The 25847-nt window shown below is 66.8% G+C and carries 19 protein-coding genes; 8 read left to right on the top strand and 11 right to left on the bottom strand.

Annotated features, from left to right (window positions below; genetic code table 11):
• Window positions 1–18: 18 nt before the first annotated feature.
• On the bottom strand, window positions 19–735 hold the full coding sequence (locus IFE19_RS14610) for a hypothetical protein (RefSeq protein WP_207823499.1): 717 nt from the start codon (window positions 733–735) through the stop codon (window positions 19–21).
• Window positions 736–907: 172 nt separating this feature from the next.
• On the opposite strand from IFE19_RS14610, the gene IFE19_RS14605 reads away from it, so the two are divergent.
• Entirely contained in the window at window positions 908–2860 is a 1953-nt protein-coding gene (locus tag IFE19_RS14605; RefSeq protein WP_207823497.1) for a GSCFA domain-containing protein, read from the top strand.
• Here the strand turns inward: IFE19_RS14605 and IFE19_RS14600 are convergent.
• The 4 genes from IFE19_RS14600 to IFE19_RS14585 all read right to left on the bottom strand — a co-directional run bounded on the left by IFE19_RS14600 (window position 2857) and on the right by IFE19_RS14585 (window position 10185).
• Window positions 2857–3921 carry an NAD-dependent epimerase/dehydratase family protein gene (locus tag IFE19_RS14600; RefSeq protein ID WP_207823495.1) on the bottom strand — a complete coding sequence of 355 codons (1065 nt, stop codon included), beginning with the start codon at window positions 3919–3921 and terminating at the stop codon, window positions 2857–2859. The two genes, IFE19_RS14605 and IFE19_RS14600, sit on opposite strands and share 4 nt — an antisense overlap.
• A complete protein-coding gene (locus IFE19_RS14595) occupies window positions 3918–6110 on the bottom strand; it encodes a glycosyltransferase family protein (protein ID WP_207823493.1) in 2193 nt (730 codons plus the stop codon). Before IFE19_RS14595 ends, IFE19_RS14600 begins: the two co-directional genes overlap by 4 nt.
• A complete protein-coding gene (locus tag IFE19_RS14590) occupies window positions 6107–7516 on the bottom strand; it encodes a hypothetical protein (protein ID WP_207823491.1) in 1410 nt (469 codons plus the stop codon). The genes IFE19_RS14595 and IFE19_RS14590 overlap by 4 nt, the downstream gene beginning before the upstream one ends.
• Window positions 7517–7635: 119 nt before the next feature.
• Complete coding sequence (locus IFE19_RS14585) at window positions 7636–10185, bottom strand: glycosyltransferase family 2 protein (RefSeq protein ID WP_207823489.1); 2550 nt, start codon at window positions 10183–10185, stop codon at window positions 7636–7638.
• Window positions 10186–10516: 331 nt separating this feature from the next.
• Here IFE19_RS14585 and IFE19_RS14580 point away from each other — a divergent pair, with 331 nt between their 5' ends.
• Window positions 10517–12448 carry a glycosyltransferase gene (locus IFE19_RS14580; RefSeq protein ID WP_207823487.1) on the top strand — a complete coding sequence of 644 codons (1932 nt, stop codon included), beginning with the start codon at window positions 10517–10519 and terminating at the stop codon, window positions 12446–12448.
• Window positions 12449–12507: 59 nt separating this feature from the next.
• The gene (locus IFE19_RS14575; protein ID WP_207823485.1) at window positions 12508–13014 is read left to right on the top strand and encodes a hypothetical protein; all 507 of its coding nucleotides are present in this window, start codon (window positions 12508–12510) and stop codon (window positions 13012–13014) included.
• Here IFE19_RS14575 and IFE19_RS14570 read toward each other — a convergent pair.
• From IFE19_RS14570 to IFE19_RS14560, 3 genes are read right to left on the bottom strand one after another with little or no spacing between them, the layout of a single operon-like run.
• On the bottom strand, window positions 13011–14285 hold the full coding sequence (locus IFE19_RS14570) for a glycosyltransferase family 4 protein (protein ID WP_207823483.1): 1275 nt from the start codon (window positions 14283–14285) through the stop codon (window positions 13011–13013). The genes IFE19_RS14575 and IFE19_RS14570 overlap by 4 nt on opposite strands.
• Window positions 14282–15586 (bottom strand): glycosyltransferase family 4 protein, encoded by a 1305-nt coding sequence (locus tag IFE19_RS14565; RefSeq protein ID WP_207823481.1) that lies wholly within the window; start codon window positions 15584–15586, stop codon window positions 14282–14284. Before IFE19_RS14565 ends, IFE19_RS14570 begins: the two co-directional genes overlap by 4 nt.
• Before the next feature lie 32 nt (window positions 15587–15618).
• A complete protein-coding gene (locus IFE19_RS14560) occupies window positions 15619–16611 on the bottom strand; it encodes a KpsF/GutQ family sugar-phosphate isomerase (protein ID WP_207823479.1) in 993 nt (330 codons plus the stop codon).
• A 183-nt stretch (window positions 16612–16794) separates the two neighbouring features.
• On the opposite strand from IFE19_RS14560, the gene otsB reads away from it, so the two are divergent.
• From otsB to IFE19_RS14545, 3 genes are read left to right on the top strand one after another with little or no spacing between them, the layout of a single operon-like run.
• Window positions 16795–17559: a trehalose-phosphatase gene (otsB, locus tag IFE19_RS14555; RefSeq protein WP_207823477.1), complete on the top strand. Its 765-nt coding sequence runs from the start codon at window positions 16795–16797 to the stop codon at window positions 17557–17559.
• A complete protein-coding gene (locus IFE19_RS14550) occupies window positions 17556–19343 on the top strand; it encodes a glycoside hydrolase family 15 protein (protein ID WP_207823475.1) in 1788 nt (595 codons plus the stop codon). Before otsB ends, IFE19_RS14550 begins: the two co-directional genes overlap by 4 nt.
• Window positions 19340–20752 carry an alpha,alpha-trehalose-phosphate synthase (UDP-forming) gene (locus IFE19_RS14545; RefSeq protein ID WP_207823472.1) on the top strand — a complete coding sequence of 471 codons (1413 nt, stop codon included), beginning with the start codon at window positions 19340–19342 and terminating at the stop codon, window positions 20750–20752. The genes IFE19_RS14550 and IFE19_RS14545 overlap by 4 nt, the downstream gene beginning before the upstream one ends.
• Before the next feature lie 6 nt (window positions 20753–20758).
• On the opposite strand, the gene IFE19_RS14540 is transcribed toward IFE19_RS14545, so the two are convergent.
• On the bottom strand, window positions 20759–21370 hold the full coding sequence (locus IFE19_RS14540) for a glutathione S-transferase family protein (protein WP_207823470.1): 612 nt from the start codon (window positions 21368–21370) through the stop codon (window positions 20759–20761).
• A gap of 111 nt (window positions 21371–21481) precedes the next feature.
• Here IFE19_RS14540 and IFE19_RS14535 point away from each other — a divergent pair, with 111 nt between their 5' ends.
• A complete protein-coding gene (locus IFE19_RS14535; protein WP_207823468.1) occupies window positions 21482–22192 on the top strand; it encodes a helix-turn-helix transcriptional regulator in 711 nt (236 codons plus the stop codon).
• Here IFE19_RS14535 and IFE19_RS14530 read toward each other — a convergent pair.
• Entirely contained in the window at window positions 22186–23388 is a 1203-nt protein-coding gene (locus IFE19_RS14530) for an acetyl-CoA C-acyltransferase (RefSeq protein ID WP_207823466.1), read from the bottom strand. The genes IFE19_RS14535 and IFE19_RS14530 overlap by 7 nt on opposite strands.
• Before the next feature lie 257 nt (window positions 23389–23645).
• Window positions 23646–24551: an SDR family NAD(P)-dependent oxidoreductase gene (locus tag IFE19_RS14525; protein ID WP_207823464.1), complete on the bottom strand. Its 906-nt coding sequence runs from the start codon at window positions 24549–24551 to the stop codon at window positions 23646–23648.
• 199 nt (window positions 24552–24750) lie between these two features.
• On the opposite strand from IFE19_RS14525, the gene IFE19_RS14520 reads away from it, so the two are divergent.
• Window positions 24751–25812, top strand: coding sequence for an OmpA family protein (locus tag IFE19_RS14520; RefSeq protein ID WP_207823462.1), 1062 nt, complete (start codon window positions 24751–24753; stop codon window positions 25810–25812).
• Window positions 25813–25847: the final 35 nt, after the last annotated feature.

Raw genomic sequence — 25847 nt, 5'->3', positions numbered from 1 at the left:
CTGCTCCGTTTCCGGCCTCTAGGCCGCCGCAGATTGTCGGGCGGCCTCGACCTGACGAAGCTCGTCCAGCCATTCGCGGGCGTAGTCGACATCCTGCCACTGATCGAACCATGGGCCGCCGTTGGTGTAGTGAATGGCGGTCGGCAGTTGATCAGGGCGATCATATTCGCCGACCAGGAAGTTCCAGGTCCTGTCCAGCGCGCCGATGCTGGCATCGTCGAGGACCCAGTTGAAGCGGTGCAGATGCGCCGGGCTGGCGGTGTTGACGACGTCGGGCGTCAGGGCTTTCACATCGGGGTGGCGGCCGTTGAACACCATGAAGGACGACCAGTTCTTGCGCGGGTAGGTCGTCTGGGCCTTGCCGTCCATCTTGACCTGGTGGTGCGGCTGATAGTCGTGCTGCACCACATAGATGGCCTTGTCGTCATCCAGCGCGGACGGCAGGGCGGTGATGTCGCCGGTGAAAAGGAAGTCGCAATCCACGAAGACCGCCCAACCGTCATCCGCCGCCAGATAGGGGGTCAGGAAACGCGTCAGCGAGAAGTCCGTGGAGGCGGTGGCGTCCTTGGGGCGGCGGTACAGGCCAAGCTCGCGCAAGGCGGGCTGCTTCAATGGAATGACCTCAATGGGACCCGTCGCATGCCTCAGAAGCGAATGGCGGCAGACCTCCCAGGCGACGTCCTCGCGGGGGTCGTAGCCGACAAAGACCTTCAGCGGTTTGCCATGATCGCCCAAGTTTCACTCTCCGTCTTACGAGGAATTTTTCTAACGTCGCCAGGGCGGCGCGTCCACCATGGCGCCCGTCGACTGTGACAACGCACCTATCTGTTCCGCAGTGCGCCCGGGCGGACTATGGCATAATCTCATGCTGCAGGGCCATGTCGCGGCTGCATTTCGGATGTCCTGAATGACGATCTCTCTTTCTGTTTTCGGCAACTGCCAGTCGGCGGGGATCGCCGACTGCCTCGGCGCCATGCTGCCCGACGCGCGGATCTCCAGCGGCGTGGGGCGCGATCTTCGGCAGGGCGCAGCCGATATGGAAAGCTTGATCCGCGAGGCCGACGTGATCGTTTCCCAGACGGTCATGACCAAGGCGGTTCGTGAAGCCATGTCGGCCCTGGACATTGACCGCCCGATCATCGAACTGCCCAGCATCTACTTCACCGGGTTCCATCCTGACACCGTCTATGCGACCTGCGCCGGCGAGAGCATTGTCTCGGTGCTGGGCAAGCTGAATTCCTCCATCTGCCTGTTCGCATGGAAGTCAAAGCTGACTGCGGACGAGACGATCAGCCTGTTCAACGCCCGTACCTATGAGGCGTTGGGCTTCTTCGATCACTATGAACGCGCCAAACGGGGATTGATCGCCGAGTCGCAACGTCTGGGGCTGGACATCGCGGCTGATGTCCGACGCTGGGAGCGCGGCGGCGCCTACCTGTATTCGGTGAACCATCCGAAGTTGCCGGTCCTGTCGACGTTCGCCCGATTGGTGGTCGAGAAGCTGGGTCTGACGCCGGCGACCGAACGGCCCGAGCTTCTGTTGCCGGACGCCCTGGCCTCCAACATCGTCTGGCCGGTCTATCCCGAGATCGGCGCGCCCCTGGGCGTCGAGGGCGAGTATGTCTTCAAGCCGAAGAGCGGCGGTCGCGTGGCACCCGCGCCGTTGCGGACCTTCGGGCTGGAGGAGTTCGTGCGGCGTTCATTCAAGACTTACAAGGGACTGGATCCGCACGCGATCGAATGCGCTCGCTTTGACGATGGCCTGTACGCTTCGGTGATCGATCGCAAGAAGATCCGCAGCGCTCCTGCGCCGGCGCGGCATCCGTATCGCGGCCTGCCGGATCACCAGTTCTGGCGAAAGGCGGTTTCTGATGTGGAGGCCGGCCTGGTCGACCCGGTCGTCGGCGGACGCGCCCGGATCACCGGAGAGGAGAAGATCGCGACCGCCGGCAGTTGTTTCGCCCAACATATCGCACGGGCGCTGAGCGGGTCCGGCTACAACTACTTCGTGCCCGAAGCTGGAGACGGCTTGGACCCTGCTGTCGCCGTCCATCGCAATTACGGCGTCTTCTCCTGCCGATACGGCAATATCTACACGCCTGAGCAACTGGCCCAACTGTTCCGCCGGGCCGAGGGTGATTTCACACCGGTCGACAGTGTCTGGCAAAGACCCAACGGGCGCTTCGTCGACGCCTTCAGGCCTGAAATCGAACCGGACGGATTCGCCGACGAAGCCGATCTGATCGCCTCTCGAGAGGAACATCTGGCGGCCGTCCGGCGCATGGTGCGCGAAACCGACGTCTTTGTTTTCACCCTGGGGCTAACCGAAGCCTGGCGTTCGCGGATAGACGGCGCCGTCTACCCCTTGGCGCCCGGCGTGGCGGGGGGCGAGATGGACCCCGAGCGCTACGAGTTTTGCAATTTCGACGTATCGGAAACCGACGCCGCCCTGGAGCAGGCGCTGCAGCATCTGTGGTCGCTCAATCCGCGTGCACGCGTGATTCTCACCGTATCGCCGGTGCCGCTGGCCGCCACCTATGAAGCGCAGCACGTTCTGGTCTCGACCACCTACAGCAAGGCGGTTCTGCGTGTGGTGGCGGACGCCGCGGCGCGTCGCCACGCGGCGGTCGACTACTTCCCTTCGTTCGAGATCATCACCGGCGCCTTCAACCGCGGGGCCTATTACGCGGACGATCTGCGTGAAGTCACATCGACCGGGGTGGGCCATGTGATGCGGCTGTTCATGAAGCACAATACCGCACCCTTGCTCGCGGCCGTCCCTGCAAACGCGGTCGCGGATCGCGAGATGCAGGAAGGCCAGAAGATCATTTGCGAGGAAGCCTTGCTGGCTGAGGTCTAGAGGGCCTCAGCCTCATTGCGCGCCCAGGCGACCAGCGCCGCCACGCCCTGCTCGAAGCTGATCTGCGGAGACCAGCCGAGCAGGTCGTGGGCCTTGCGCGTGTCGGCGACGGCGTAACGTACGTCCCCCGCGCGGAAATCGCCGCTGATGGTCAGGCCGCGATCGGACTTCAGTTCCTTCAAGATCAGTTCCGCGGCTTCGCGGATCGACGTCGCCCGGCCGTCGCCGATGTTGATGATCTGCCCGCCGGCTGCGTCGGTCGCGCAGGCGGCGACGAAGGCCGACACCACATCGTCCACGAAGATGAAGTCGCGATAGATTTCGCCGTCCTCGAAGATATTGAGGGTTCGGCCCGCCATGACCTGCTGGCAGAAGATCGACAGCACCCCGGTATAGGGGTTCCGCAGCGACTGGCCGGGTCCATAGACGTTCTGCAGGCGAAGGATCACATGATCCCACGGCGCCGGACTTTGCTGCAGCAGATACTCTTGCATCAGCTTGGATGAGCCGTAGACCGAGCCGGGACGGGGCGGCAGGGTTTCGGGGGTCGGACAGGGCGTCAGGGGGCGGCCGTCTTCGCCGATCAGGTCGAATACGCCGCGGTCCATGGCCTCGACGGTGCGCGGCGGCGGCGCGGTCAGGACGCCAGCGGTGTCGGCATAGGCGCCTTCGCCGTAGACGGCGCGCGTGGCCGCCAGGACGACGCGGCGGGGCGGAGTCTCGAGCGCGCGCATGGCCTCGATCAGATTGGCGGCGCCGACGACGTTGACGTCGCAATAGCGTGAGGGCTCGTCGGCGGACTGGCCTGTGCCGGTTTCCGCCGCCAGATGAACCACGATGTCGGGACGCGCCTGTTCCAGGGCGGTCTGCAGCGCGGCGCGGTCGCGAACGTCGCCGATCACCAGGCCCTCCTGCAGACGGGCAGCGGCGCCGTCGCCGTGAACCTGGGGATGCAGGTTGTCAAAGGCGACGACCGTGGCGCCCGTGGCGCGCAGGGCCTTGCACAGGCGCGAACCGATAAAGCCGGCGCCGCCGGTGATGAAGATGCGTTGTGCGGTCAAACCGGGCGTCCTGGGCTGTCGCTGCGAGCGGTAATGTCGCCGGTCGCAGCGCGTGCGACCTCGGCGGCGTTGAAGACGCGACGGACCTGATCGGCCAGCCGCGCGCGGGTATAGTCCTGTTTCAGACGGGCGCGGGCCTTGTCCACGCCCGTCTGAACGGCGTTTGCGTCGGAGACGAGGGCGCGCAGGATATGGGTCCAGTCTTCGGTTGAGGCGGCCAGCCAGCCAGCGCCGTCGGCGCAGGCCCGGTGGTAGACCGGCAGGTCGGACGCCACCACCGCGATGCCGGCGCGGCTGTACTCCACCCATTTGGTGTCGGCCTTGCACCGATTGAAAGCGGTGTCCTCCAGAGGCGCCAGCCCGATGCTCCATCCCAGTTCGCCGAGACGCGCCAGGAACAGATCGTAGTTCGACTCGCCGGGATGGTGCCCGACGCGCTCGCCATAGGTCTCTGCGAGCCAGGCCGGAGGCTTGATGGTGCCGAAGGTCTCGAAGCGCAGGGCTGGAAACTCGTCCAGAAGCGTCGTGATGGCAGGCAGGACCATGTCCAGATCCGCGCCGTGTCCGCCGGTGCCCATATAGCCGATGATGGGCCCGGCGTCGCGGCCGGGGCCAGGCGCGTCTGGAACCTCGACGGTGCAATAGATGTCGCCTGCGATAACAGGGGCGACCACGCCGTGCTGCTTCAGACGTTCTGCAAGGGGCGCCGTTGAAGCATAGACCACGTCGGCGGCGTTCATGGCGGACTTCAGCGCGGCCAGGCGTTCAGGCTGGTTGTAATAGTCGTACTTGGCCTTGCCGAGACTGTCCGGCACGGCCAGCAGGTCGTCATCGATGTGGAAAACCACAGGCACGCCCTCTGCGCGGGCCTTGTCGATCAGGGCCTGGCCCGCCGACCGGGTATAGCGCGACAGGACAAGACCGCACGGGCGATGCTGTTTCCACAACGCGTCCAGAGCTGCTGGTTCGTTCCAGGATTCGTCATGGCCGATGGCGGCGATCCGGGGGGCGGTCTGTTCTGCAAAGGGCTGGACGAAGCTGATGGTCTGGGTGGCGGCGACGGCGTCGGCGGCCACCAGCCAGGTCGGCGGGGCCGCCGTCGTGCGTACGGCCGGGCGGGCGCCGCCCAGCAGGTCCAGAAAGGCCGCCCGCACCGCTTCAACCGGCTTGTTCAGGCCGCGGTCGGCGAGGAAACGGCGTTGACGTTCCAGAACCTCCTCCCGACTGGTCAAGGCCAGACGACGGAAGGCCAGGACATCGCCGGGCAAGCTGACGCTATGCAGCCCGGCGTAGGCGTCGGCGTCCATGTCGCCGGCCGGATCGCGCCAGACCGCTGCAGGGGTGTCGGCCAGCAGCAGGTCAATAACCACCGATGAAGGCGGCGACACGCCATAGGCCACGCTGCTCAGGTCCAGACTGTAGAAGGGCGCCTCTTCTCGCAGCACGGCCGGGCCGGCGCCGCTCAGGTCAAAGACGCGCTTGCCGCCGGGGTGCGGACGCAGGGCGATGCGCTTGTCAGCGGAACGCATGGCGACGGCGAAGCCGTTGAACATCTCCATGAAGGCGTCGCGATGGTCGCCCTCCGCCGTAAAGCGCACGGAATGGAGGTTCTCGCAGATCAGGGCCTCGGCCGGGATGCGCCGCCGCGGCGACTCGTCGGGCAGAACGATGCGCGCCGTGGCGCCGGTGAAGAGGTATTTGGCGCGTTCGGACGCCGGCATGGAGCGTTGCCGCTCCAACGGGGTCCAGCCGGCCAGGACATCTGCGGCGAAGCGGACGTTGCGTCCATGGGACAGGTCGTGTTGCCTGCTCTGGAGGAATCCGACGCATTCGTAGCCATGCTGAAGCGTGACCTTGAGATAGGACGCGGGCGCGGCACGAAACACTTCGTGGGTATCGACATGGGCCGGCAGGTCAGACTCGCTGGCTGCGATCAGAACGCCATTCCCGCCTTGCAGGTGCTGATAGGCGTCGAAGACAGCGTCATAGACATGGACGGCGGCGCCGATCTCCTGGGCGATCCGCTCGACCTCGTCGCGCCACAGACCCTTGCGGTCGCGCTTGAGGAAGCGCTGCGACAGGAGAAAGACGGGACGCACCGACGCCTCCCGCGCCAGATAGGCCAGGGGGCGGACGATGTTCACGTCCTGAAGGAGGTTGATCAGAAAGACGGCGCGACGCGGACTCATGCGATCGCTCCTGCGTTGTCGCTGTCGGGACCCAGGCCTGCGGCGATGGGGTCGATTTCGGACAGGATGACATCCATTTCCGGCAGCATCCGCCGTGTGAGCTGGAGCATGGCCGTCATCGCTGCGCGATACTCCATGCGCCGTCGCAGAGGATGCATGTCGTCCGAAACCGTGAGCGACTGCAGCATGTCGGGGGCCAGGACCCGGCAAAGGTCGAGCTGCAGGCGAGGTTCGCCCTTGGCGTTGGTCGAGGGGGTGAGATCAGCCTGGAAGGCGGGCGCGAGATGCGGACGCGCGTCGGGGTTGATGTCGAGTCTGACTGTCTCATCCTCGACCACGAAGGCGACGTCATAGTTCCGGCCAGGACGCGACAGGGGAGAGGCGACGGACAGGCATCCCAGCCGACGCGTCATGATGTTCGACGCCTTGTCCGATTCCAGCCCATGCAGGATGGCCATGGGGCGCGGCGGCGCGCCAGGCGCACGGGCGGCCTTGTGGAGCTTTCGTCCATTGAGGAAGCCGGACAGACGGGCCGCCTCAATGGCGGGATCGCCCCATTCCGTCATGTGCTCGACGAGGGCGGGCAGGGAGGCCGCGCGCAGCCGCAGGGCGCCGCTTTCCAGATCGTCGGCCAGATCCTCCGCACGGGAATAGATGAGATCGCCGAAGGGCTCGTAGAGGGGGTGGCCGTCCGACAGGACCTGCGCGCCGTGAGTCAGGGCCGAAACCGCCCGGTTCAGGGATTTGGCGGCGCTGAAAGGTTGGCTGTTGACGGGAATATAGGCGACCAGGGCGTCTCGCAGAAGGCGCTCCTCGGCCTCCAGACTCCATTCATGCACGACATGGGGTACGGACAACCGCCGCAATTGCTCCAGCCCTTCGGCGGTAAGACTCTTGCGTGCGGTCAATATGGTCAGATGCACGGCCCAGCCGCGACCCGCCAGGCGCTGGAGGCTTTCGCCAAATGCGGCCAGATCACGCAGCCCCACCGGGTAACGGGGGTTATCCCCCTGGCCGAACCAGCCGACCTTGATCCGCCGTTCGGTGCGTGCGTGGTCGACCTTGGCCTGAAGCAGCGAGCCCAGGGCCAGAGGGGCGAAGCGCTCGAAGGGGTCGTTGAGCAGATGGCAGCTGTCGCGCGGCAGGTAGCGTGCGGCGACATCCTGCATGCGGGGCGTCGAGCACAGGGCGAAGTCCGTATCGGCGGCCATCTGACGCGCCCAACGACGCCAGTGCAGAAGCCGGGGTTCGTGCGACTGGCTGAAGACGTCGTCGAAGAAATCCACACCGATCAGGGCGTCGCTCCCGCGCAGGGCGCGAGCGATCGCGACGGCGCGAACATCATAGCACTTGCTGAAGAGTATGACGTCCGCCGCCTTGATAAGGCTTGGCTTTACGTCGCTCAAGGGGCGCACGTGAAGGGAATGTCCCAGCGGCTTGAGCCATTTTTGAAGACGACTGTAGCGGATACGCGCGCCGGCGCTTCGGGCGTAGGTTTCGGACGGTCCGAAGACGCAGATTTCCATCAACCCAGCTCGCGGATGGCGGTCAGGGCCGCCAGACGTTGTCCGGCGTCGGCGAGGTTGAAATGCTCCGGTGCGACGACGTCGATTCGATCATCAATCAGGCTGTCCTGCAGCGCCGTGACGGCGATCGCCGAAGTGCACAGGTGGGTTTCGCCCGCTGCGAGCGCACGCAGGCCGAAGTCCAGGTCGAAGTCGCTGTCCGGGAAGCGCGCTTCATCAAGGCCGCCCAGACGATCCCAGGCCCGGCGGGGGATCATCGCAAGCCTGAAGGCGTTGGCCGCCACGGCGTAGGTCATTTGCGGGAGGGCGCCAGCGCTGCGCGCCTCGCGCAGAATCAGCCGGGGCGTCGTGGTGAAGCTCAAGTGGCTGGGCAGCAGACCGCCGCCGCTGATATTGACCTGCCACCCGTTGCGGCCTTCGTGTTCCTTTACCGTCAGGCAGCTGACGGAGGCGGCGCCGGGCGCATGGACCATGGTCGCCAGGGTTTCGACCGTGCGCGGATCATGCAGGACGACGCCCGCGCCGATGAACAGCAGCTGGGCGCCTGACGCCTGCGCCGCGGCTTGATTGAGCAAGGCTGCGCGTGAAAGGGAATCGGACACGACGCGCACACGTCCGGGCAGACGTGCTTCAGCCAGGTCAAGGACGCCCTGGCGTTGCTCGACTTCGCAGAGGATCACCAACTCGTCGATGGCGAGGGTCTGGCTTGCCAGTGCGGTGAGGGCGGCGTCGAGGATGGAGTGCGTATCGGACGCCTGCATGATGGCGGTGATCCGCGTCTCCGCCTTTTGGTCTGCGGTCAAATCCGTGCGCAACAGAGCGGCAGGGGCGTCCAGCGCGGTCGGCGTGAGCCGTTGCGCGGGCGTCGGCGTGAACCTTTCCTCCAGGAAGCGCACCGCCAACGGGAAAACGGGAGGATGCAGCGGGGCTTTCGCCGCGCCGGCGGGGCTCAGTTGCGGCCATGCCAGAGCGGTGTTTCGCGGTTGCAAGGTCGCGAGGTTCGCGCCGGCAGACGGGGGGAACACCGACCAGCGGGGGCGTGCGCGACTGGCGTCGGCGACGACATAGCCGCCGAGGGTCGCGTCGCCGCTCTCCTGGGGCAGGTCGCGGCTGACGAGGGCGCTGATAGAGGGCAGGCTGTCGCCGGGGATCGTCAGGTCGAGACCGCGGGTGCGGCGTTTGCCGACAGGGGGCGCGCGGTCCAGCGCGTTTGTCAGGCTTTCGCTTCCGGCCGGACGGTTGGCCGCGACAGGACGTATGCCCATGATGTTCGCCAGCCATTCCAGACAGGAGGCGGAGAAAAGGCGCTCGCCGCCAATGGCGCCGTCCAGATCCACCGCCAGCGTCCTGACCGACAGGCCGTTGGGCGGGCCGTCGTGCAACCTGTTCCACAGGGCGTCGCTGAGGCGCCACAGATCCGCGACGGGCGTCGCGGTTTCGCTCAGAACCGTCAGCTCCGCATGGTGTGCGCCGTTCCGGGCCAAGGAAGGAAAGGCCAGGCTGCGAACCTCGACCAGCCCGCCGTCGGCGTCGCTGAGGGCGAGCAGCAAGGGGGCGTAGGGGTTTGGCAAGGAAGCGTCGACGATGGACCCGTACAACGAACAGACAGGGGTTTCGACGAGCAGGCGAGGCGTGTCCCCCAGGCCTTCGCGCTGGTAGACGCGAAGGACGAGCGGAAGGCTGGCTTCACTCTTGTGCCGGGCCAGGTTCAGGCGCAGCCGCAGGTCGTGGTCGCTGATGAACCAGAGGTCGGCGATCCATGGCGCGGCGTCGACCTTCCCCGGCGCCGAGGCAGCGGCGCGGCGGCCGCTCATGAAGGGCGTCAGGGCGGCTGTGAGCCGGGCTCGAGCTTCGTCCGATACCCGCCCCAGAACGACCTGATCGACGGACAGGGCCTCACGGTTGGGAATGGCGTGGAATTCGTGCGCCCTGACCCAGTTGTCCGAAGGCTCGTAATTTTCGGCTTCGTCGCAAGCATCGTCTTCGGACGTCGGGGAGATTTCGATCCGCGCCGCGAAAATCCGGCGACCTTCTTCGCGACCGTGACGCAGATAGTGCAACAGGGGATTGGCTCCCGCCGCTTCCACGTCGGCGTTGGCCTTCCAGTAGGCGCGAGTGTCGAACTCGGAACTGGGGTCCTTTCCTTCCGCCGCGCCGGTTTCCAGATAATGACGGGCTACGGCGTGTCGTCCCTTGGCGAGCCCTGGCGTGTGAAGGCGATACCAGTCCGCATCGAGGAGGCGGCTGGACAGAAGGGTCTCGATGTCCAGCGCCAGCTCCGGCGAAAGGGCGGGCTCGTTCGGCGGCGTCGCCGAACGACCTTCGGCCCTGCCCTTGACCAGGAAATGCACCAGGGGGTTGACGCCGGAGGTCGCCGCTTCCGGCACCTGGGATGTGTACCAGCGCGTTCTGAACTGCGGGCTAGGGTCGCGTTTCTCCTGACCGCCGTGATTGAGGAAGTGGAGCGCCGGATCGGCGCCCGCTTCGGCGACGTCAGGGTAGCGTTGCAGGTACCATTCGTGATGGAACAGACCCGAGGCTTTGATCATCGCCAGAGCTTGCGCTTCGTCCGAGGGGAAGCGTGTCGATACGACGCCGCGTCGCTTCGCGAGGTTGCGAAGGCGTTTCATCCAGTTCGGAGCGGCGGCGCGGGGGTGTCGAACGGCGCCGCCCGTCATGCGAAGGCCTGGGGCTTGAGCAGGGTGGGCGTCGAAGAGCGAGGCAACGGCAGCTGTTCGGCGATCATTCTACTTCCTTGTTCGTCCGGCATGGGGAGGCCTTGACGTGCGACGTGCTGACTGTGTTAGCGGAGAGGATCAGACCTTCCAAGTCTCGGCGCAGCGGCGTGACAAGGGTTTAGCGTACAGGAATCCTCGTTCAATGTTCTTTCGTCGTTCGGGTGGCATAAAACCGGCTCAGCAGGTCGATTACGCAGAGCGGCCCGCAAAAAACGGCCTGAACGACTGGATATTCGTTACGCCGACGGAATCTCGAGGGTGGATTCTGGATGCGATCTGTCGCGAAATCGGATCACGTCTGAACACGAGTTGGGACGTAGTTTACAATCCGAAGACCCTTCCGGGAGGGCGTGTCTATTTCTTTGCCCACTACTGGAACTACCTTGACCATCTGAGGGCGCGACCGGACTTGACGGAGCAGGTGCTGCTGGTCTGGTACACCCACCCCCGCGAGGTGCCTTATACGATCGAGGAACAGGTCGAAGCCTATAATCAGGCTCATTGCGTCATCTTCACCTGCACCGAATTCCGCGACCTGTGGATCGGGCGGGGGGTGAAGCCTGAGCGCACGGCTGTTGTTCTTGGAGGGGCCGATCCGGCGCTGTTCAGCGGTCACGTTCGCGGCGGCGGCGTCGTCGGCCTGTCGTCATCCTACTATGCCCGAAAGAACCCGGACGCCCTGCTGGGTCTGGTTCAAGCCTTGCCGCATCGTCGCTTCGTTCTGGTCGGGCGCGGTTGGGAAGAATACGCGCGCTTTGACGAACTGATGGCGGCGCCGAATTTTTCCTACAAGACCGCAGCCTACAAGGACTACCCGGCCATCTACCGGGAGTTCGACGTCTTTCTGTCGCTGGCCATGCTGGAAGGAGGGCCTATCCCCCTGCTGGAGGCCATGATGGAGAACGTCGTGCCGGTCGCCAGCCGTACCGGATTTTCACCGGATCTGATCCAGCCAGGACAGAACGGCTTCCTGTTCGAGGCGGGCGCGGACCCGAGCAGGATTGCACCCCTGGTGGAGGCCGCTTTCGACCTGCCCACCGATATCCGCGCCACCGTGCTGCCGTACAGCTGGGACGGCTTCGCGGCTGAAATCCATAGTCTGGGCGAGGGGGCGACCCCGCAGTCGCAACCGGTTCCGCCTTCGCCCGGCATCCGGATGCGAGGCGGCGTGGTTGATCTGGCGCCGACGCCAGCGCCGGCGCGGGGGGACGTGGCGATTCTGCGGGAGGTGGTTGCTGATGTCGCGATCGCCGCGCCGGCCCTCGCGTCGATGGGGGCGTCGGGCGAGATCCGACCGGAAAGGTTGACCGCCTATTTGAACCGCGGCGGGGCGGGCAATCCTGTCATGCAGGCCTTTGCACGCGGGACAGGATGCCGCCTGGCCTTTGCCGAGGACGCCCGGGGCGCGGGACCGGATACTCCGGTGGTCTGGGGCGTGTTGCGCAACAGCGACCAGGTGGTCGCGGCGGCGCGGGCCGAGGGAAGGGACTTCTTCTATACCGACCACGCCTATTTCGGGCGGGGCCACTATCTGAACTACCGCATCACGCGAAACGCTCACGAAGCGGGACGGGTCCGCGACTGTCCGCCGGATCGTGCGCGGGCTCTGGGCGTCGAGCTGGCGCCGTGGCGTCGAGGAGGCGGCACGGTCCTGGTTTGCCCGCCGACCCGATACTTCATGGAGGCGCACGACTGTCCGAATTGGCTGGAGGACACCTTGGCGACGCTGCGGGCCTGCACCGACCGGCCTGTGGAGATCCGGGGCAAGCCGGCGGCCGGCGAGCCTGGCGAACCCCTCGGCAGCGCCCTGTCGCGCGCCTATGCCATCGTCACCCATTCGTCGAACGTCGCGGTCGAGGCGGCTGTGGCGGGGGTTCCCGTTTTTGTGGCTCCGACCAGCGCAGCGGCGCCGGTAGGGGAAATCGACCTGTCGCGTATCGAGCGGCCGAGACGACCTGACCGAGAGGCCTGGGTGAATCACCTTGCCTATTCGCAGTTCGGGTTCGATGAGCTCGCCGACGGCACGGCCTGGCGACTGCTGATGGAATACGAAGGCCGGGAGTACTTCGAATGAGCGGCAAGGCGTCCTCAATCATCTTGATCGCCGTTGCACCGACGGATGCGGATGTCGAAATGGCTGCCGCCGCCGTCACGGAGGCCGTCACCGTCCAGACCCTGCCGAGCCAGGCCATGCTCTATGCTCCGGGCAAGTTCGCCGCGCCCGCCCCTGTCCGAAGCCGGGCGATGAACGGCCTGGCGCCTGAGGCTCTGGTCCAGTTGCATAACGCCGGGTTGCTCGGCGAACGTTCGGAACGGGACGACTATTTCCGCGCCGGTTTCACGGCCTTGGCCCTGTCGGACGCCCTGAAGGGCGCGAGGGCCGGAACCGTTGCGGCCTGGACGCCCGACCCGGCGAGCATGCTGGGCGGACGGCTGGACGTTCCCGCGGCGTCGGAGACGGTTTCATGGTTGGCCTCCGCGAGGGGGATGCCCTGGCATGTCGTGCGCCTGGACGATCCCGTGCGTTTCGACGCCGCTCTGGCGAGAACGGTCGACGCCTATCTGAGCGGCGTTGTCTGGCGACTGCGGGATCGGCGCGCGGATCAGGTTCTGCTGTCGGCGTTGGAGGCGGTCGCCTAGGCGCGGTCGGTCGCGCGGCCGGGCAGGTCAAGAGCTGCGCCTACCACGGCGAAATGCCCGTCCCAGGTGGGCGAGAAGCGGGCCGCCTGGGCGGCAGGCGCATCCACTGCTGCCTGAATGGCGCGCAGCCATCCGAGCCCGTCGATGGGGTCCACCAGTACGGCGTCGGGCGCGACTTCACGGTGCACCGGAATGTCGGAGGCTATGACGGGAACCCCCATGGTGCGGGCTTCGACCGCAGGCAGATCGAACCCTTCGACCGACGAGGGAGCCAGAAGGGCGCGCGCGCCTGCCATGAGTTGCATCAAGGTGTCGTCGCCGACCCCGGCGACATGATGAACCAGTTTCTGGATTCGAGGCGAGCGCTCGAGGTGATCCAGAACCGCTTCGCTTTCCCAGCCATGGCTGCCGACGAGCACCAACTGGGGTGCGGCTTCGCCCATGACTTCGGCAAGACGCGACCAGATGGTCAGGAGGAAGGCCAGATTCTTGCGGCCCTCAACCGTGCCGACATGGAGAAAATAGGGGAGCGTCGGCGCCGTCGTGGACGCCGGGCGCTGGCGGAAGACGTCTTCGACACCGAGGTGGGCGACGATGGTGCGTGGAGGACGGCGGTTCTCTGCAGCCGCGAAGCGACGCAGTTCATCGCCCGTGTAGCGGGAGTTCACGATCACGGCGTCGGCGTGGTTCAGGATGGTGTTCAGCCGCCGGCGATGCTTCTGGTCGTCCCCCGGACGGCAATACTCCGGGTGGGTGATCGGGATGAGGTCGTGCAGCAGCACCACGCGCTCGACGCCGGCGTCGCCGAGCGTAGTCAGGATGCTGTCATCCTCCAGACCCGTGTGGGCGGCGTTCAGATACAGGGCGCCGGCGGACAGGGGCGGAAGACGTCGGCTGGCCAGCAGGCGTGGTGCGGCCGCTAGCCGCCGTGCGGATTTCTTCGGAGGCGTGTCCGGCGGACTTTCTTCCCGCAGGGCGACACGTTGATCCAGCGGCATGCGCAGGGCCAGATCAAGCGCATGGTCCTGTGGCCGATAGACGGCGCGGTCCCCGTTCCAGCGCTCACGGACGTCGCGAACCAGGTCGCCGAACCAGATCCGATCCACAGCTACAAGTCCGCCGCGACGTCCCCGCACCGGAATCAGATCAACGGATGGCATGGCCAGCAGCCATTCGGCGTAGGCGAGGCAGACCCGGTCGATGCCGGTCGGCGCGCTACGGCTGTTGCGGCTGACCAGCCGGGATGCGTCGAAGAGGACCGGGCGCGTCACCGTAGCCCCAGACCGGCGTAAACGGCGGCCAGCCGTTCCTGGTGGGCGGCCGGGGTGAAGCGACGGGCCTGAATACGGCCTCGGGCTTCTAGGTCCGCGCGCAGGGCGTCGTCAGCGTCCAGTGCGATGATGCCGCGCTTGATGGCTTCGACGTCGTCCGGCGCGACCACCAGAGCCGCGTCGCCGGCCACTTCGGGCAGGGAGCCGCCGGTGGAGGTCAGGACTGCCGTTCCCATCTGCATGGATTCCAGAACCGGCAGGCCGAAGCCTTCGTAAAGCGAAGGGAAGAGCGTGGCCTTGGCCCCTCGAACCAGTGAATGCAGCATGGCGGAGGACAGGAACTCATGCTGGCGGATGCGCCCCTTGCGCAGGGCGTTGGCGCCGTTGACGACTGAATGGATCAGGGCCGTCTCGCCCCCGTCCAGCCAGGAACGGCCGCCGACGATCACCAGGGGCGTGCTGACGCCTGAGGCCAGATAGGCCTCAACCAGTCGCCCGACGTTCTTCTTGGGTTCGATGGCGCCGTAGTAGAGAAAATAGTCTTTCCACCCCAGATCAAAAACGCCCTCGTTGTAGGCCTGGACCTCGGCGTCGGGGCGTTCGGTGGCCTGGGCGGGCAGGTTGACCGACTGGTAGGTGGTGGTGATGCGCTTCTCGTCCACACCCAGCAATTTGATGACATCCTGACGCGTCGTCTCGGACACGGCGACCATGTGATCGGCGCGGCGGGCGATCTCCCGGCACATGTCCAGGAAGGCCTTCTTGTCGTCCATGGTGCTGTGCGGCAGCTTCAGCGGGATCAGGTCGTGGAAGGTGTAGAGGTTGGGCATGCCGCGCGCCGACAGGGGCATGGGGCAGGTCCAATGGGCGGCGTCCGGTCGCGTCGGCCCTGAAGGAAAGCTGACCGGCGTGAACGTCCCGTAGGCGCGGTGCGCACGGTAGCCGAGTTCAAACAGGCTTCGAGCGGCCCAGAAGCGCTCCACCGGGGGACGACCGCCGCCGGCCTCGGCCCAGATCACCTCCTCGGACAGGGTGACCGGGTGAGCCGTGCGCCCGAAACGGCCGCCCAGCGTCTGGGCCCAACGCCGGATCTTGGCGGGGCGTCCCTTGGGCGCGGGCGCGTCGGTCAGTGCAACCGTATCCAGAAGCCGGCTGTCGCCTATCGGTCCGTGCGGGCCGTACAGAAGCTGGGCCTCGATGCCGACGGCGCCGAGATCCTGGATGAGGTTTCGCCCGTATGTCGCGATGCCGGACCCCTTGGGCAGGGCGATGTTGAAGGCGTCTAGGCAGACCGAGGGCATGCGAATTCCGGGTGGCGGCGGGACGTCTCCGTTCAGGAGACGTAACCCGCCTGCATCAGTTCGGCCACGTGGATGACGGCGACCGGGCGGTCGTTCTCGACCACGAAAAGGCTGGCGATCTTGTTGGCGCTCAGCAGGTCAACGACATCGCTCATGCGCGCGTCGGGATCGACGGTGATGGGCGAGCGGCTCATGATGTCCTGAGCGCGTATGGCGGTGATGTCGCTGGAGAAGGCGCGACGGATGTCGCCGTCGGTGATGACTCCGGCCAGGCCGCCGTCAGCGTGCAGGACGGCGACGGCGCCCTTGCGCCCGGCGGAGATGGCCGAAACCACGGCGCTGAAGTCAGCGTCCAGCGGCACGCCTTCGGGCTTGGCGGCGTTGTCGCCCATCCATTCGCGCACGCTTTGCAGGCTCATGCCCAGGGCGCCGCCGGGGTGGTGCAGGCCGAAGTCCTCCCGGGTGAAGCCGCGGCGGTCCATCAGCACCATGGCCAGGGCGTCGCCGATGGCCAGGGTCATCAGGGTCGAGGTGGTCGGCGCCAGGCCGTTGGGGCAGGCCTCGGCCACCTTGGGCATGGTCAGGCTGACCGCCGAGTGGCGACCCAGGAAGCTGCCGGGGCGCTGGGTGATGCCGATGACCGGAATGTCGTTGCGCTGGCAGAAGATCAGGGGATCGCGCAGTTCGCGGCTCTCGCCCGAATTGGAGATGGCCAGCAGGGTGGTGTCGGGGCGCAGCATGCCCAGGTCGCCGTGGCTCATCTCCGCCGGATGGACGAAGAAGGAGTTGGTGCCGGTCGAGGCCAGGGTGGCGGCGATCTTGCCGCCGATGTGGCCTGACTTGCCCATGCCGGTCACGACCAGATAGCCCGGCCGCGACAGGATGATGTCGCAGGCGCGCGCGATGGAGACGTCGATGGAGCGCTCCAGCGCCTCCAGAGCCTCGATGTTCAGACGCACGACCTCGCGCGCTCGGTCCGTCATCGCGGCGATCTGCTCAGGCGATGAGTGGATCGTATCGGGCATGGCTTGGGCTCCTGACGCCGGACCGCTGAGACGGTTCTTCATGGCGTCTGCGCGAATTGCCCCATCTGGCGTGTTCGCACAATGGCGGGGGTGCGACGGAAATGTCACCCCCAGGGACAACCTTCCGGCCCGCCGTGCGTTTCAAGCAGTCTCGATAACAGCCAGAAAATGAGTCCGGACCTTATGCTGTCTGCATCCGGGGTGATCGTATCACGCCTGCCCGAACCGCCCGCCGCCCTTCAAAAGCCCGCCCTGTTTCTTGATCTGGACGGCGTGCTGGCGCCTCTGGAGCCGACGCCGGACGCCGTGGGACCGGATACGCGCAGGACCGAGGTGCTGAGGCGGCTGACGGATCGGCTGGAGGGGCGGGTCGCCATTGTCAGCGGGCGGACGCTGAAGGAGATCGACCGCATCAGCGACGGGGCCGCACGGGCGGCCTCCGGGGTGCACGGCCTGCAAAGACGGCGGGGCGATGGCACCTTCGCCAATCGGGCGCCGGACCCGGCGGTGCGCCGCGCGGTGGCCGCCTTCGACGCCTTCGCCGCCGACCGGCCGGGCGTGATCGTGGAGGACAAGACCCTGGCGGCGGGCCTGCATTACCGCCAGGCGCCGGGCGTCTCGGCAGAGGCCTTGGCCCTGGCCGCGGCCCTCGCCAAGGAAACCGGCCTGGCCTTGCAGCCCGGTTCCATGGTGCTGGAGCTCAAGACGCCCGGCACGGACAAGGGCGCGGCCCTGACCGCCTTCATGGCCGAGGCGCCGTTCAAGGGGGCGATCCCCGTCATGGTCGGCGACGACCTGACCGACGAGCATGGCTTTGAAGCGGCCGAGACCCTGGGCGGGTTCGGCGTTCTGGTCGGGCCTGAGCGGCCGACCGCCGCGCGTTATCGGCTGGAGAATGTCGTCGCCGTTCTCGACTGGCTGGATCAGATTGAAGGAGGCGCCGCATGAGCCGCCCGAACCTCGACCTCGCCCCGATCGGCAACTGCTCGGTCAGCGCCCTGATCGACCGGGCAGGGCGTTTCGTCTGGGCCTGCGCCCCGCGCGTCGACGGCGATCCGGTGTTTTCGGCCCTGATGGACGGTGATGATCCCGACCATGGCTTCTGGGCCATCGAACTGGCCGACATGACGGCCATCGAGCAGGCCTATGTTCGCAACACCGCTGTCCTGCGCACGGTGATGACCGACGAACGCGGGGCCTCGGTCGAGGTCCTCGACTTCGCGCCGCGCCACCTCAAGCACTCGCGCATCTATCGCCCCATCGCCTTTGCGCGGGTGGTGCGGCCCCTGTCGGGCGCGCCGCGCATCACCGTGCGGCTACGGCCCTCGGCGGACTGGGGCGCGCGTCGGGCCGAACAGACCTCGGGCTCCAACCATATCCGCTACCTGTGCACCGATCTGACGCTGCGGCTGACCACCAACTGCCCTGTCACCCATGTCCAGAACGAGCGGACCTTCCGGCTGGAGGGCGAGTTGGCCTTCTTCCTCGGCCCCGATGAGGGCTATGATCAGTCGGTCATGGAGGGGGTGTCGGCGGCGCTGGATCAGACCATCCTGCACTGGAAGCTGTGGACCCGGACCCTCTATGTGCCGCTGGACTGGCAGGAGGCGGTGATCCGCGCCGCCATCACCCTGAAGCTCTGCGTCTATGAGGAAACCGGCGCCATCGTCGCCGCCATGACCACCTCGGTGCCCGAGTTCTCGGAGAGCGGGCGCAACTGGGACTATCGCTTCTGCTGGGTCCGCGACGCCTATTACACGGTGCGGGCGCTGAACCGGCTGGGCGCCGTGGACATCCTGGAGAACTACCTCGGCTATCTGCGCAATCTGGTGGACGACGCCCAGGGCGGCCACGTCCAGCCGGTCTATGGCGTGGGGCTGGAGGCGGACATCGGCGAGCGGGTCGTGGATAGCGTCGAGGGCTATCGCGGCATGAAGCCGGTGCGCGTCGGCAATCAGGCGCACGAGCATCTGCAGCACGACGTCTATGGCCAGATCGTCCTGCCGCTGGTTCAGGCCTTCTTCGACGAGCGTTTGCTGCGGCCCGGCACGATCGAGGACTTCCATGCCCTGGAACAGGTCGGCGATCGCGCCTTCTCCATGCACGACCAGACCGACGCGGGCCTGTGGGAGTTCCGCACCATCGCTCGGGTCCACACCTATTCCTCGGTCATGTGCTGGGCCGCCTGCGACCGGCTGGCCAAGGCGGCGCGGCATCTGGGCCTGACCGAGCGTGGCGAGCTGTGGGACGAACGGGCGCGTCTAATCCGGGCGCGCATCGAGACCGAGGCCTATTTGCCGCACGAGGGCCGTTTCGCCGCCAGCTTCGGCGGGACCGAGTTGGACGCATCCCTGTTGCAGATGACCGATCTGGGCTTCCTCGACGCCCGCGACCCGCGTCAGGTCAAGACCTTCGAGGCGGTCGAGCGCGACCTGAAGCGCGGCCCCTATCTGTTCCGTTACATCCACCCCGACGACTTCGGCGAGCCGGAGACGGCCTTCAACTTCTGCACCTTCTGGTTCATCGAGGCCCTGCACCTGAATGGTCGAACCGAGGAGGCGAGGACCATCTTTGACGAGATGCTCAGCCGGCGCACCCATGCGGGCCTGCTCAGCGAGGACATCGCGCTTCAGGACGGAGAGCTGTGGGGCAACTACCCGCAGACCTATTCCCTGGTGGGGATCATCAACTGCGCGGTCCTGCTCAGCCGCTCGTGGCAGGACGCGCGATGAGCCGGCTTATCGTCGTCTCGAACCGCGTCTCGGCGCCGAAAGACCCGGCCTCGGGGTCGGTCGGCGGCCTGGCCATGGCCCTGTCGGCGGCGCTGCGCAAATACGACGGCCTGTGGTTCGGCTGGTCCGGCGAGACGGTCGAGCAGTTCACGGGCGAGTTGAACATCGAGGACCGGGCGGGCGTTACAGTCGCCACCGTCGATCTGGAGCCCCAGGACGTCGACGAATATTACAATGGCTACGCCAACAAGACCCTGTGGCCCCTGTTCCATCACCGGGTCGACCTGACCGCCTATGAGCGATCCTACGGCGAGGGCTATGAGCGCACCAACCGCCGCTTCGCCGAGGTGCTGCAGCCGCTGATCCAGCCCGACGACATCATCTGGATCCACGACTATCACATGATCCCGATGGCGCGGGACCTGCGCCGTCTGGGGGTGAAGAACCGGATCGGCTTTTTCCTGCACACGCCCTGGCCGGCGCGGCAGTTGCTGGTGACCCTGCCGCATCATCGGCGGCTGGTGGAGTCGATGTTCTATTTCGACCTGATCGGCTTCCACACGAAGGAATGGCTCGGCCTGTTCGAACGCTACGTCGAGGTCGAGGCGCGGGGGCGGGTCTCGTCCGACCATGTGATCGAGGCCTTCGGTCGTCGGGTGCAGGGCGGGGTCTTCCCCATCGGCATCGACGTGGAGGGCTTCCTGGCCGCGCGTGACTCGGTGCTGGGCGGCAAGACCTATGACCGGATGGCGGCCTCGGCGGCCTTCCGCTCCATGATCGTCGGCGTGGACCGGTTGGATTACTCCAAGGGGCTGGAGCAGCGACTTCTGGGCTTCGAGCAGTTCCTGGAAGACAACCCCGCCATGCGCGGCGAGGTCTTCCTGTTGCAGGTGACGCCGATCTCTCGCGACGACGTCGATACCTATCAGGATATACGCGGACGGCTGGACGCCCTGGCCGGGCGCATCAACGGCGCCTATGCCGACATGGACTGGCAGCCTATCCGCTATCTGAACCGCACCTTCCGCCGGGACCAGCTGGCGGGCCTTTACCGAGCGGCCAAGGTCGGCCTGGTCACGCCCTTGCGCGACGGCATGAACCTGGTGGCCAAGGAGTATGTCGCGGCCCAGAACCCCGAGGACCCCGGCGTGCTGATCCTGTCGCGCTTCGCCGGGGCCGCCGAGCAGATGGGCGAGGCCCTGCTGGTCAATCCCTTCAGCCGCGAGGAGCTGTCGGAAGCCATCAAGAAGGCCCTGACCATGCCGCTGAAGGAGCGCATCCGAAAGTGGGAGGCGCTGATGCAGGTGGTGCGCGACACCGACGTCGGCATCTGGCGCGACAGCTATGTGAAGGCGCTGATGAAGGTCGAACGCCGCGCCGACGACGAGAACATCGCCGGCGCGCTCTGAAGCGGTCTAGCTGGCTTGAGCAAACTGCGGCGGGGCGCCGTCCCGGGCGATGGCGCGGGCGTGGGCGGGGCGAGACGCCAGCCGCTCGACATAGGCGTCCAGCACCGGGCTTTCCGGCAGGTGCTCGCGCGCCCAGGCTACAGTGCTGCCGATCAGAACGTCGGCCACGGTGAAGCGGTCGCCCATCAGCCAGGGGCCTTCCCATAGGGCCTCCAGCAGGCGGGTGACGGCGGCGTCGTAGCGGGCCTTGGCATAGGCGTCGGCCTCGACCGCGCCCGTGACCTTGTTCCACAGCGAGGGCTCGAACTCGCCTGTTCCCCAGAACAGCCAGGTCAGCAGGGGGCCACGTTCCGGTGCGCCGGGCGGGAAGCCCAGGCCGGCTTCGGGGTGAAGTCCGGTCAGATAGAGAGCGACCGCCGCCGATTCCGTGATCAGGGCGCCGTCGTGCAGCAGGGCCGGGACCTTGCCGTCGGGGTGGGGGTTCTTCGGGTCGGCCGCGCCCGCGCCGTCCATGCGGCGGATGTCGCAGTATTCGATGCGGCAGTCGGCTCCCAGTTCCTCGACCAGCCAGACCAGGCGCGAGGAACGGGACCAGGGGGCGTGGAACAGGGTCAGCATCGATAATCCTCCCAGATATCGCGCCGCGACGGAGCGTCGGCGGCGGTCCGTCTTGACTACTGACACCCTGCTGCCACCATGCTGTCAGCAGTCTTCGGCCAGGGTGGGGACATGAGACGCGCCGACCGACTGTTCCAGATCATCCAGGTGCTGCGCCGGGCCTCGCGTCCGGTGACGGCCGACGCCATCGCGGCCGAGCTGGAGACCTCGAAACGCACCATCTATCGCGACATCGCCGCCCTGCTGGGCCAGCGGGTGCCGATCCGGGGCGAGGCGGGACTGGGCTATGTGCTGGACGGCGGTTTCGACCTGCCGCCGCTGATGCTGACCTCGGACGAGATCGAGGCCGCGGTGCTGGGCGCGCAGTGGGTGGCGGCGCGCGGCGATCCGGCCCTGGCGCGGGCGGCGCGCGACCTGACCGCCAAGATCGCCGCCATCGTGCCCGAACGCCTGCGACCGGTGGTGCTGGAGCCCTCGGTGGCCACGCCCCCACCGTGGGAGCAGAAGATCGAGACCGTGGACCTGGCGCGGGTGCGGGCCTGGATCCACGCCGGTCGCAAGCTGCGTCTCTTCTACGCCGACGAGCAGGGGCGCGAGACGACGCGCGTCATCTGGCCCTTCCTGATCGGCTATCACGAGAGAGCGCGCCTGCTGCTGGCCTGGTGCGAGACGCGCGAGGACTTCCGCAGCTTCCGCGCCGACCGGGTGGTCGACGCGGAGTTTCTGGATGAGCGTTATCCCGGTCGGCCCGCCGTCCTGCGCCAGCGCTGGTTCGCAGCGATGGAGGCGCGACGGGCCGTCGAGTGCGAGGGACCTCAGTAGATTTCGAAGAGGCCCGCCGCCCCCATGCCGCCGCCGATGCACATGGTGACGACGCCGTACTTGGCCCCGCGTCGTTTGCCCTCGATCAGGACATGGCCGGTCATTCGCGCGCCCGACATGCCGTAGGGGTGGCCGATGGAGACGGCGCCGCCCGAGACGTTCAGCCGGTCGTTGGGGATGCCGAGCTTGTCGCGGCAATAGAGGACCTGGACCGCGAAGGCCTCGTTCAGCTCCCAGATGCCGATGTCGTCCATGGCCAGGCCGTGGCGTTTCAGCAGCTTGGGGACGGCGAAGACCGGGCCGATGCCCATCTCGTCCGGCTCGCAGCCCGCTACCGCCATGCCGCGATAGGCGCCGAGCGGCTGCAGGCCGCGCTTCACCGCCTCGCCCGCCTCCATGATGACGCAGGCGGACGCTCCGTCTGACAGCTGCGACGCATTACCGGCGGTGATGAACTCGCCCTGCTGGATCTCCTCGCCGCCGCCGAAGACGGGTTTCAGCGATTGCAGGCCCTCCAGCGTGGTCTCGGGGCGGTTGCCCTCGTCCTTCGACAGGGTCACCTCCTTCGAAGAGGTCTCGCCGGTCGCCTTGTCCACGACCAGCATGGAGGTGGTCATGGGCACGATCTCGGCGTCGAAATGACCGGCGGCCTGAGCCGCCGCCGTGCGCTGCTGTGATTGCAGGGCGTATTCGTCCTGGGCGTCGCGGCTGATGTTGTAGCGGCGGCTGACCACCTCGGCGGTCTCCAGCATCGACATATAGATGTGGGGCGACAGCTTGAGCAGCGCCTCGTCCTTCATCCGGTACAGGTTCATGTGCTGGTTCTGGACCAGGGAGATGCTCTCCAGTCCGCCGCCGACCGCCATCTTCTGACTGTCGAAAATCACCTGCTTGGCCGCCGTGGCGATCCCCATCAGACCTGAGGCGCACTGACGGTCGATGCTCATGCCCGGCACGGAGGCGGGGAGGCCCGCCGCCAAGGCCACCTGACGGCCCACATTGGTCCCGGTCGCCCCCTGTTGCAGGGCCGCGCCCATGACGACGTCCTCGATCTCGGCGGGATCGACTCCGGCGCGGGCGACAGCGTGCCTGACGGCGTGGGCCCCTAGCTGCTGGGCCTGGGTGTCGTTGAAGGCCCCGCGATAGGCCCGGCCGATCGGGGTGCGGGCGGTGGAGACGATGACGGCTTCACGCATGGAGAAGGGCTCTCTCTTTTTTGGGCGCTACGCTCGCGACGCGGTCGCTCGCGGCTTGAGCGCAAAAGAAGGCGCTGTCGTCGCGATGCGGACGCGCGCTGCGGTAAGCGCGTTTCCTGCCTAACAGAGAGAGGATAGGCGCCTCACGTCGGGTCAACGCAAGGCGCCTTCGCAGAAGTGAACGGGCCAGCAAGACGCTGCGTCCCGATCAAGAAACGCGTTTCGGCCTCAAGTAGCGCGAAGCGCGGTAGGCCTACTCAGAGCTTATGATGCTTCTGGGCTTTCGTCAGTTCGATCATGCCCTGGGCGGCGCCCATGTCCGGCACGATCTCGTTCTCGCGGTCCGAGATGGCGTCGAAGCGGGCAGCGACCTGTTCCGGGGCGTCGGGGCCGACGGCGAAGTCGCCTTGCGTCAGGGTGACATAGGCGCGCTCAAATCCGCCGGCGCCGGCGGCCAGGATGGCGCGGGTCGGGGCGTCGCGGCTGACCAAATACAGCAGGCCCGGCGTCACCAGCTCCGGCCCCAGGGCCTCCAGCGGCAGGCCTTGCAGGTCCTCGGTCATGCGGGTGTGGGCGGTCGGGGCCAGGGCGTTGACGCGGATGTCGTTCTTGGCCCCCTCGATCGCCAGGGTCTGCATCAGGCCGACCAGGGCCATCTTGGCCGCGCCGTAGTTGGCCTGACCGAAGTTGCCGAACAGACCCGACGAGGAGGTGGTCATGACGATGCGCCCGTAGTTCTGGGCCCGCATGATGTCCCACACCGCCTTGGTGCAGTGGACCGCCCCCATCAGGTGGACGTCCATCACCAGCCGGAAATCGGCCAGCTCCATCTTGGCGAAGGACTTGTCGCGCAGGATGCCGGCGTTGTTGACCAGAATGTCGATCCGGCCCCAGCGGGCCATGACCTCGGCCACCATGGCCTCGACCGCCGCTGCGTCGGTGACCGAGGCCGCATTGGCCATGGCCTCGCCGCCCGCGGCCTCGATCTCGGCCACCACGGCCTCGGCCGCCGTGGCTGATCCGCCGGAACCGTCGCGGGCGCCGCCCAGGTCGTTGACCACCACCTTGGCGCCCCGCGCCGCCAGGGCCAGGGCGTGCTCGCGGCCCAATCCGCCGCCCGCGCCCGTCACGATCGCCACCTGGCCGTCGAACCTGATCGTCATCGTCTGCCTCCGTCTTGTTTGAAAATGGTCCTAGCAGGGGTCAACGAGTGTAAAAAGTCGTCTTTATGTGTTGGAACGGCGCCACACCTGCCACAATCCTTTGGATAAGGGCGGAACCCGAGCGGTGCGACATCGTTCGGCCCCACGAGCGCCACGTGAAAACGTCGGCTTTCGGAATAACGGATTGAATGAGGACACTATGAAGCTGAAACTTCTCGCCAGTGTCGCTGCAGCCGGGCTGTTCGCAGCCGGCGCCGCGGCGGCTGAGCCGGATGGCTGGTACGGCGCGATCGACGCCGGCTACCACATCATCGACGACATCAATGCGGAATCGTCCACGACCGGCGCCAACTGGAACTGGGAAGTGAACGACGGCTGGGCGGCGTTCGCCCGTCTCGGTTACCGCTTCAACCCGAACTGGCGCGTCGAACTCGAAGGCGGCTACCGCTCGGGCGACATCGGCCGCGTTCGCGCCGTCTCGGGCACCCAGGGCCTGTGCAACCTGACCCCGGCCACCGGTCCTTGCCATTCGCCGGAAGGCGACATCGAGTCGACCTCCCTGATGGCCAACGTCCTGTACGACTTCGGCTGGGAAGCCTGGGGCATCCGTCCCTTCGTCGGTCTGGGCGTCGGCGTGAACCGCGTCAGCACCGACACGGTCGGCCGTCTGCGCGCCACCCCCGCCGTGAGCCTCGTCGCTGACGACAGCTCGACCAAGTTCGCCGCTCAGGCGATCGCGGGTCTGGCCTGGGCTGTGGGCGACCGCGCCAACATCGACCTGACCTATCGTTACCTGACGGGCGACGCCGCCTTCGATTCGTCGGTGGCTGGCGCTGGCGCCATCCCGTTCGGCGAGTGGACCGGCGACTACGACCAGTCGCACACCGTGACCCTGGGCCTGCGTTACGCCTTCGGCGCCGAGCCGGCCGCGCGTCAGTTCGTGGTCTACTTCGACTGGGATCGTTCGGACCTGACGGCGGAAGCCCGCTCGGTGGTGACGCAAGCCGCCAACTACGCCAAGTCGGGCGCGCCGACCCGCATCCTGATCGTCGGTCACACCGACACCTCGGGTGCGCCGGCCTACAACCTCGGCCTGTCGAACCGTCGTTCGCGCACCGTGGCTGACGCCCTGGTCGCTCAAGGCGTCAACGGCGGCGTCATCGCCCTCGACGGCAAGGGCGAAACCGCTCTGGCCAAGGCCACGGCCGACGGCGTGCGCGAGCCGCTCAACCGTCGCGCCACCATCGACATCAACTTCTAAGGCTCGGAGGGGCCGGTTCAGACCGGCCCCGATGA

Origin of the sequence: Brevundimonas pondensis, from assembly GCF_017487345.1 — a bacterium.
GTDB classification, from domain to species: Bacteria; Pseudomonadota; Alphaproteobacteria; order Caulobacterales; family Caulobacteraceae; genus Brevundimonas; species Brevundimonas pondensis.
The sequence above is the reverse complement of the archived record's forward strand: the minus strand, read 5'-3'. Positions and strand labels throughout refer to the sequence as shown.

Coding starts and splice junctions, on each gene's coding strand:
- IFE19_RS14605 (WP_207823497.1), top strand. CDS start 908: ATGACGATCTCTCTTTCTGTTTTCGGCAACTGCCAGTCGGCGGGGATC.
- IFE19_RS14595 (WP_207823493.1), bottom strand. CDS start 6,110: ATGAGTCCGCGTCGCGCCGTCTTTCTGATCAACCTCCTTCAGGACGTG.
- IFE19_RS14585 (WP_207823489.1), bottom strand. CDS start 10,185: ATGATCAAAGCCTCGGGTCTGTTCCATCACGAATGGTACCTGCAACGC.
- IFE19_RS14580 (WP_207823487.1), top strand. CDS start 10,517: ATGTTCTTTCGTCGTTCGGGTGGCATAAAACCGGCTCAGCAGGTCGAT.
- IFE19_RS14575 (WP_207823485.1), top strand. CDS start 12,508: ATGGCTGCCGCCGCCGTCACGGAGGCCGTCACCGTCCAGACCCTGCCG.
- IFE19_RS14565 (WP_207823481.1), bottom strand. CDS start 15,586: ATGCCCTCGGTCTGCCTAGACGCCTTCAACATCGCCCTGCCCAAGGGG.
- IFE19_RS14560 (WP_207823479.1), bottom strand. CDS start 16,611: ATGCCCGATACGATCCACTCATCGCCTGAGCAGATCGCCGCGATGACG.
- otsB (WP_207823477.1), top strand. CDS start 16,795: ATGCTGTCTGCATCCGGGGTGATCGTATCACGCCTGCCCGAACCGCCC.
- IFE19_RS14550 (WP_207823475.1), top strand. CDS start 17,556: ATGAGCCGCCCGAACCTCGACCTCGCCCCGATCGGCAACTGCTCGGTC.
- IFE19_RS14545 (WP_207823472.1), top strand. CDS start 19,340: ATGAGCCGGCTTATCGTCGTCTCGAACCGCGTCTCGGCGCCGAAAGAC.
- IFE19_RS14540 (WP_207823470.1), bottom strand. CDS start 21,370: ATGCTGACCCTGTTCCACGCCCCCTGGTCCCGTTCCTCGCGCCTGGTC.
- IFE19_RS14535 (WP_207823468.1), top strand. CDS start 21,482: ATGAGACGCGCCGACCGACTGTTCCAGATCATCCAGGTGCTGCGCCGG.
- IFE19_RS14530 (WP_207823466.1), bottom strand. CDS start 23,388: ATGCGTGAAGCCGTCATCGTCTCCACCGCCCGCACCCCGATCGGCCGG.
- IFE19_RS14525 (WP_207823464.1), bottom strand. CDS start 24,551: ATGACGATCAGGTTCGACGGCCAGGTGGCGATCGTGACGGGCGCGGGC.
- IFE19_RS14520 (WP_207823462.1), top strand. CDS start 24,751: ATGAAGCTGAAACTTCTCGCCAGTGTCGCTGCAGCCGGGCTGTTCGCA.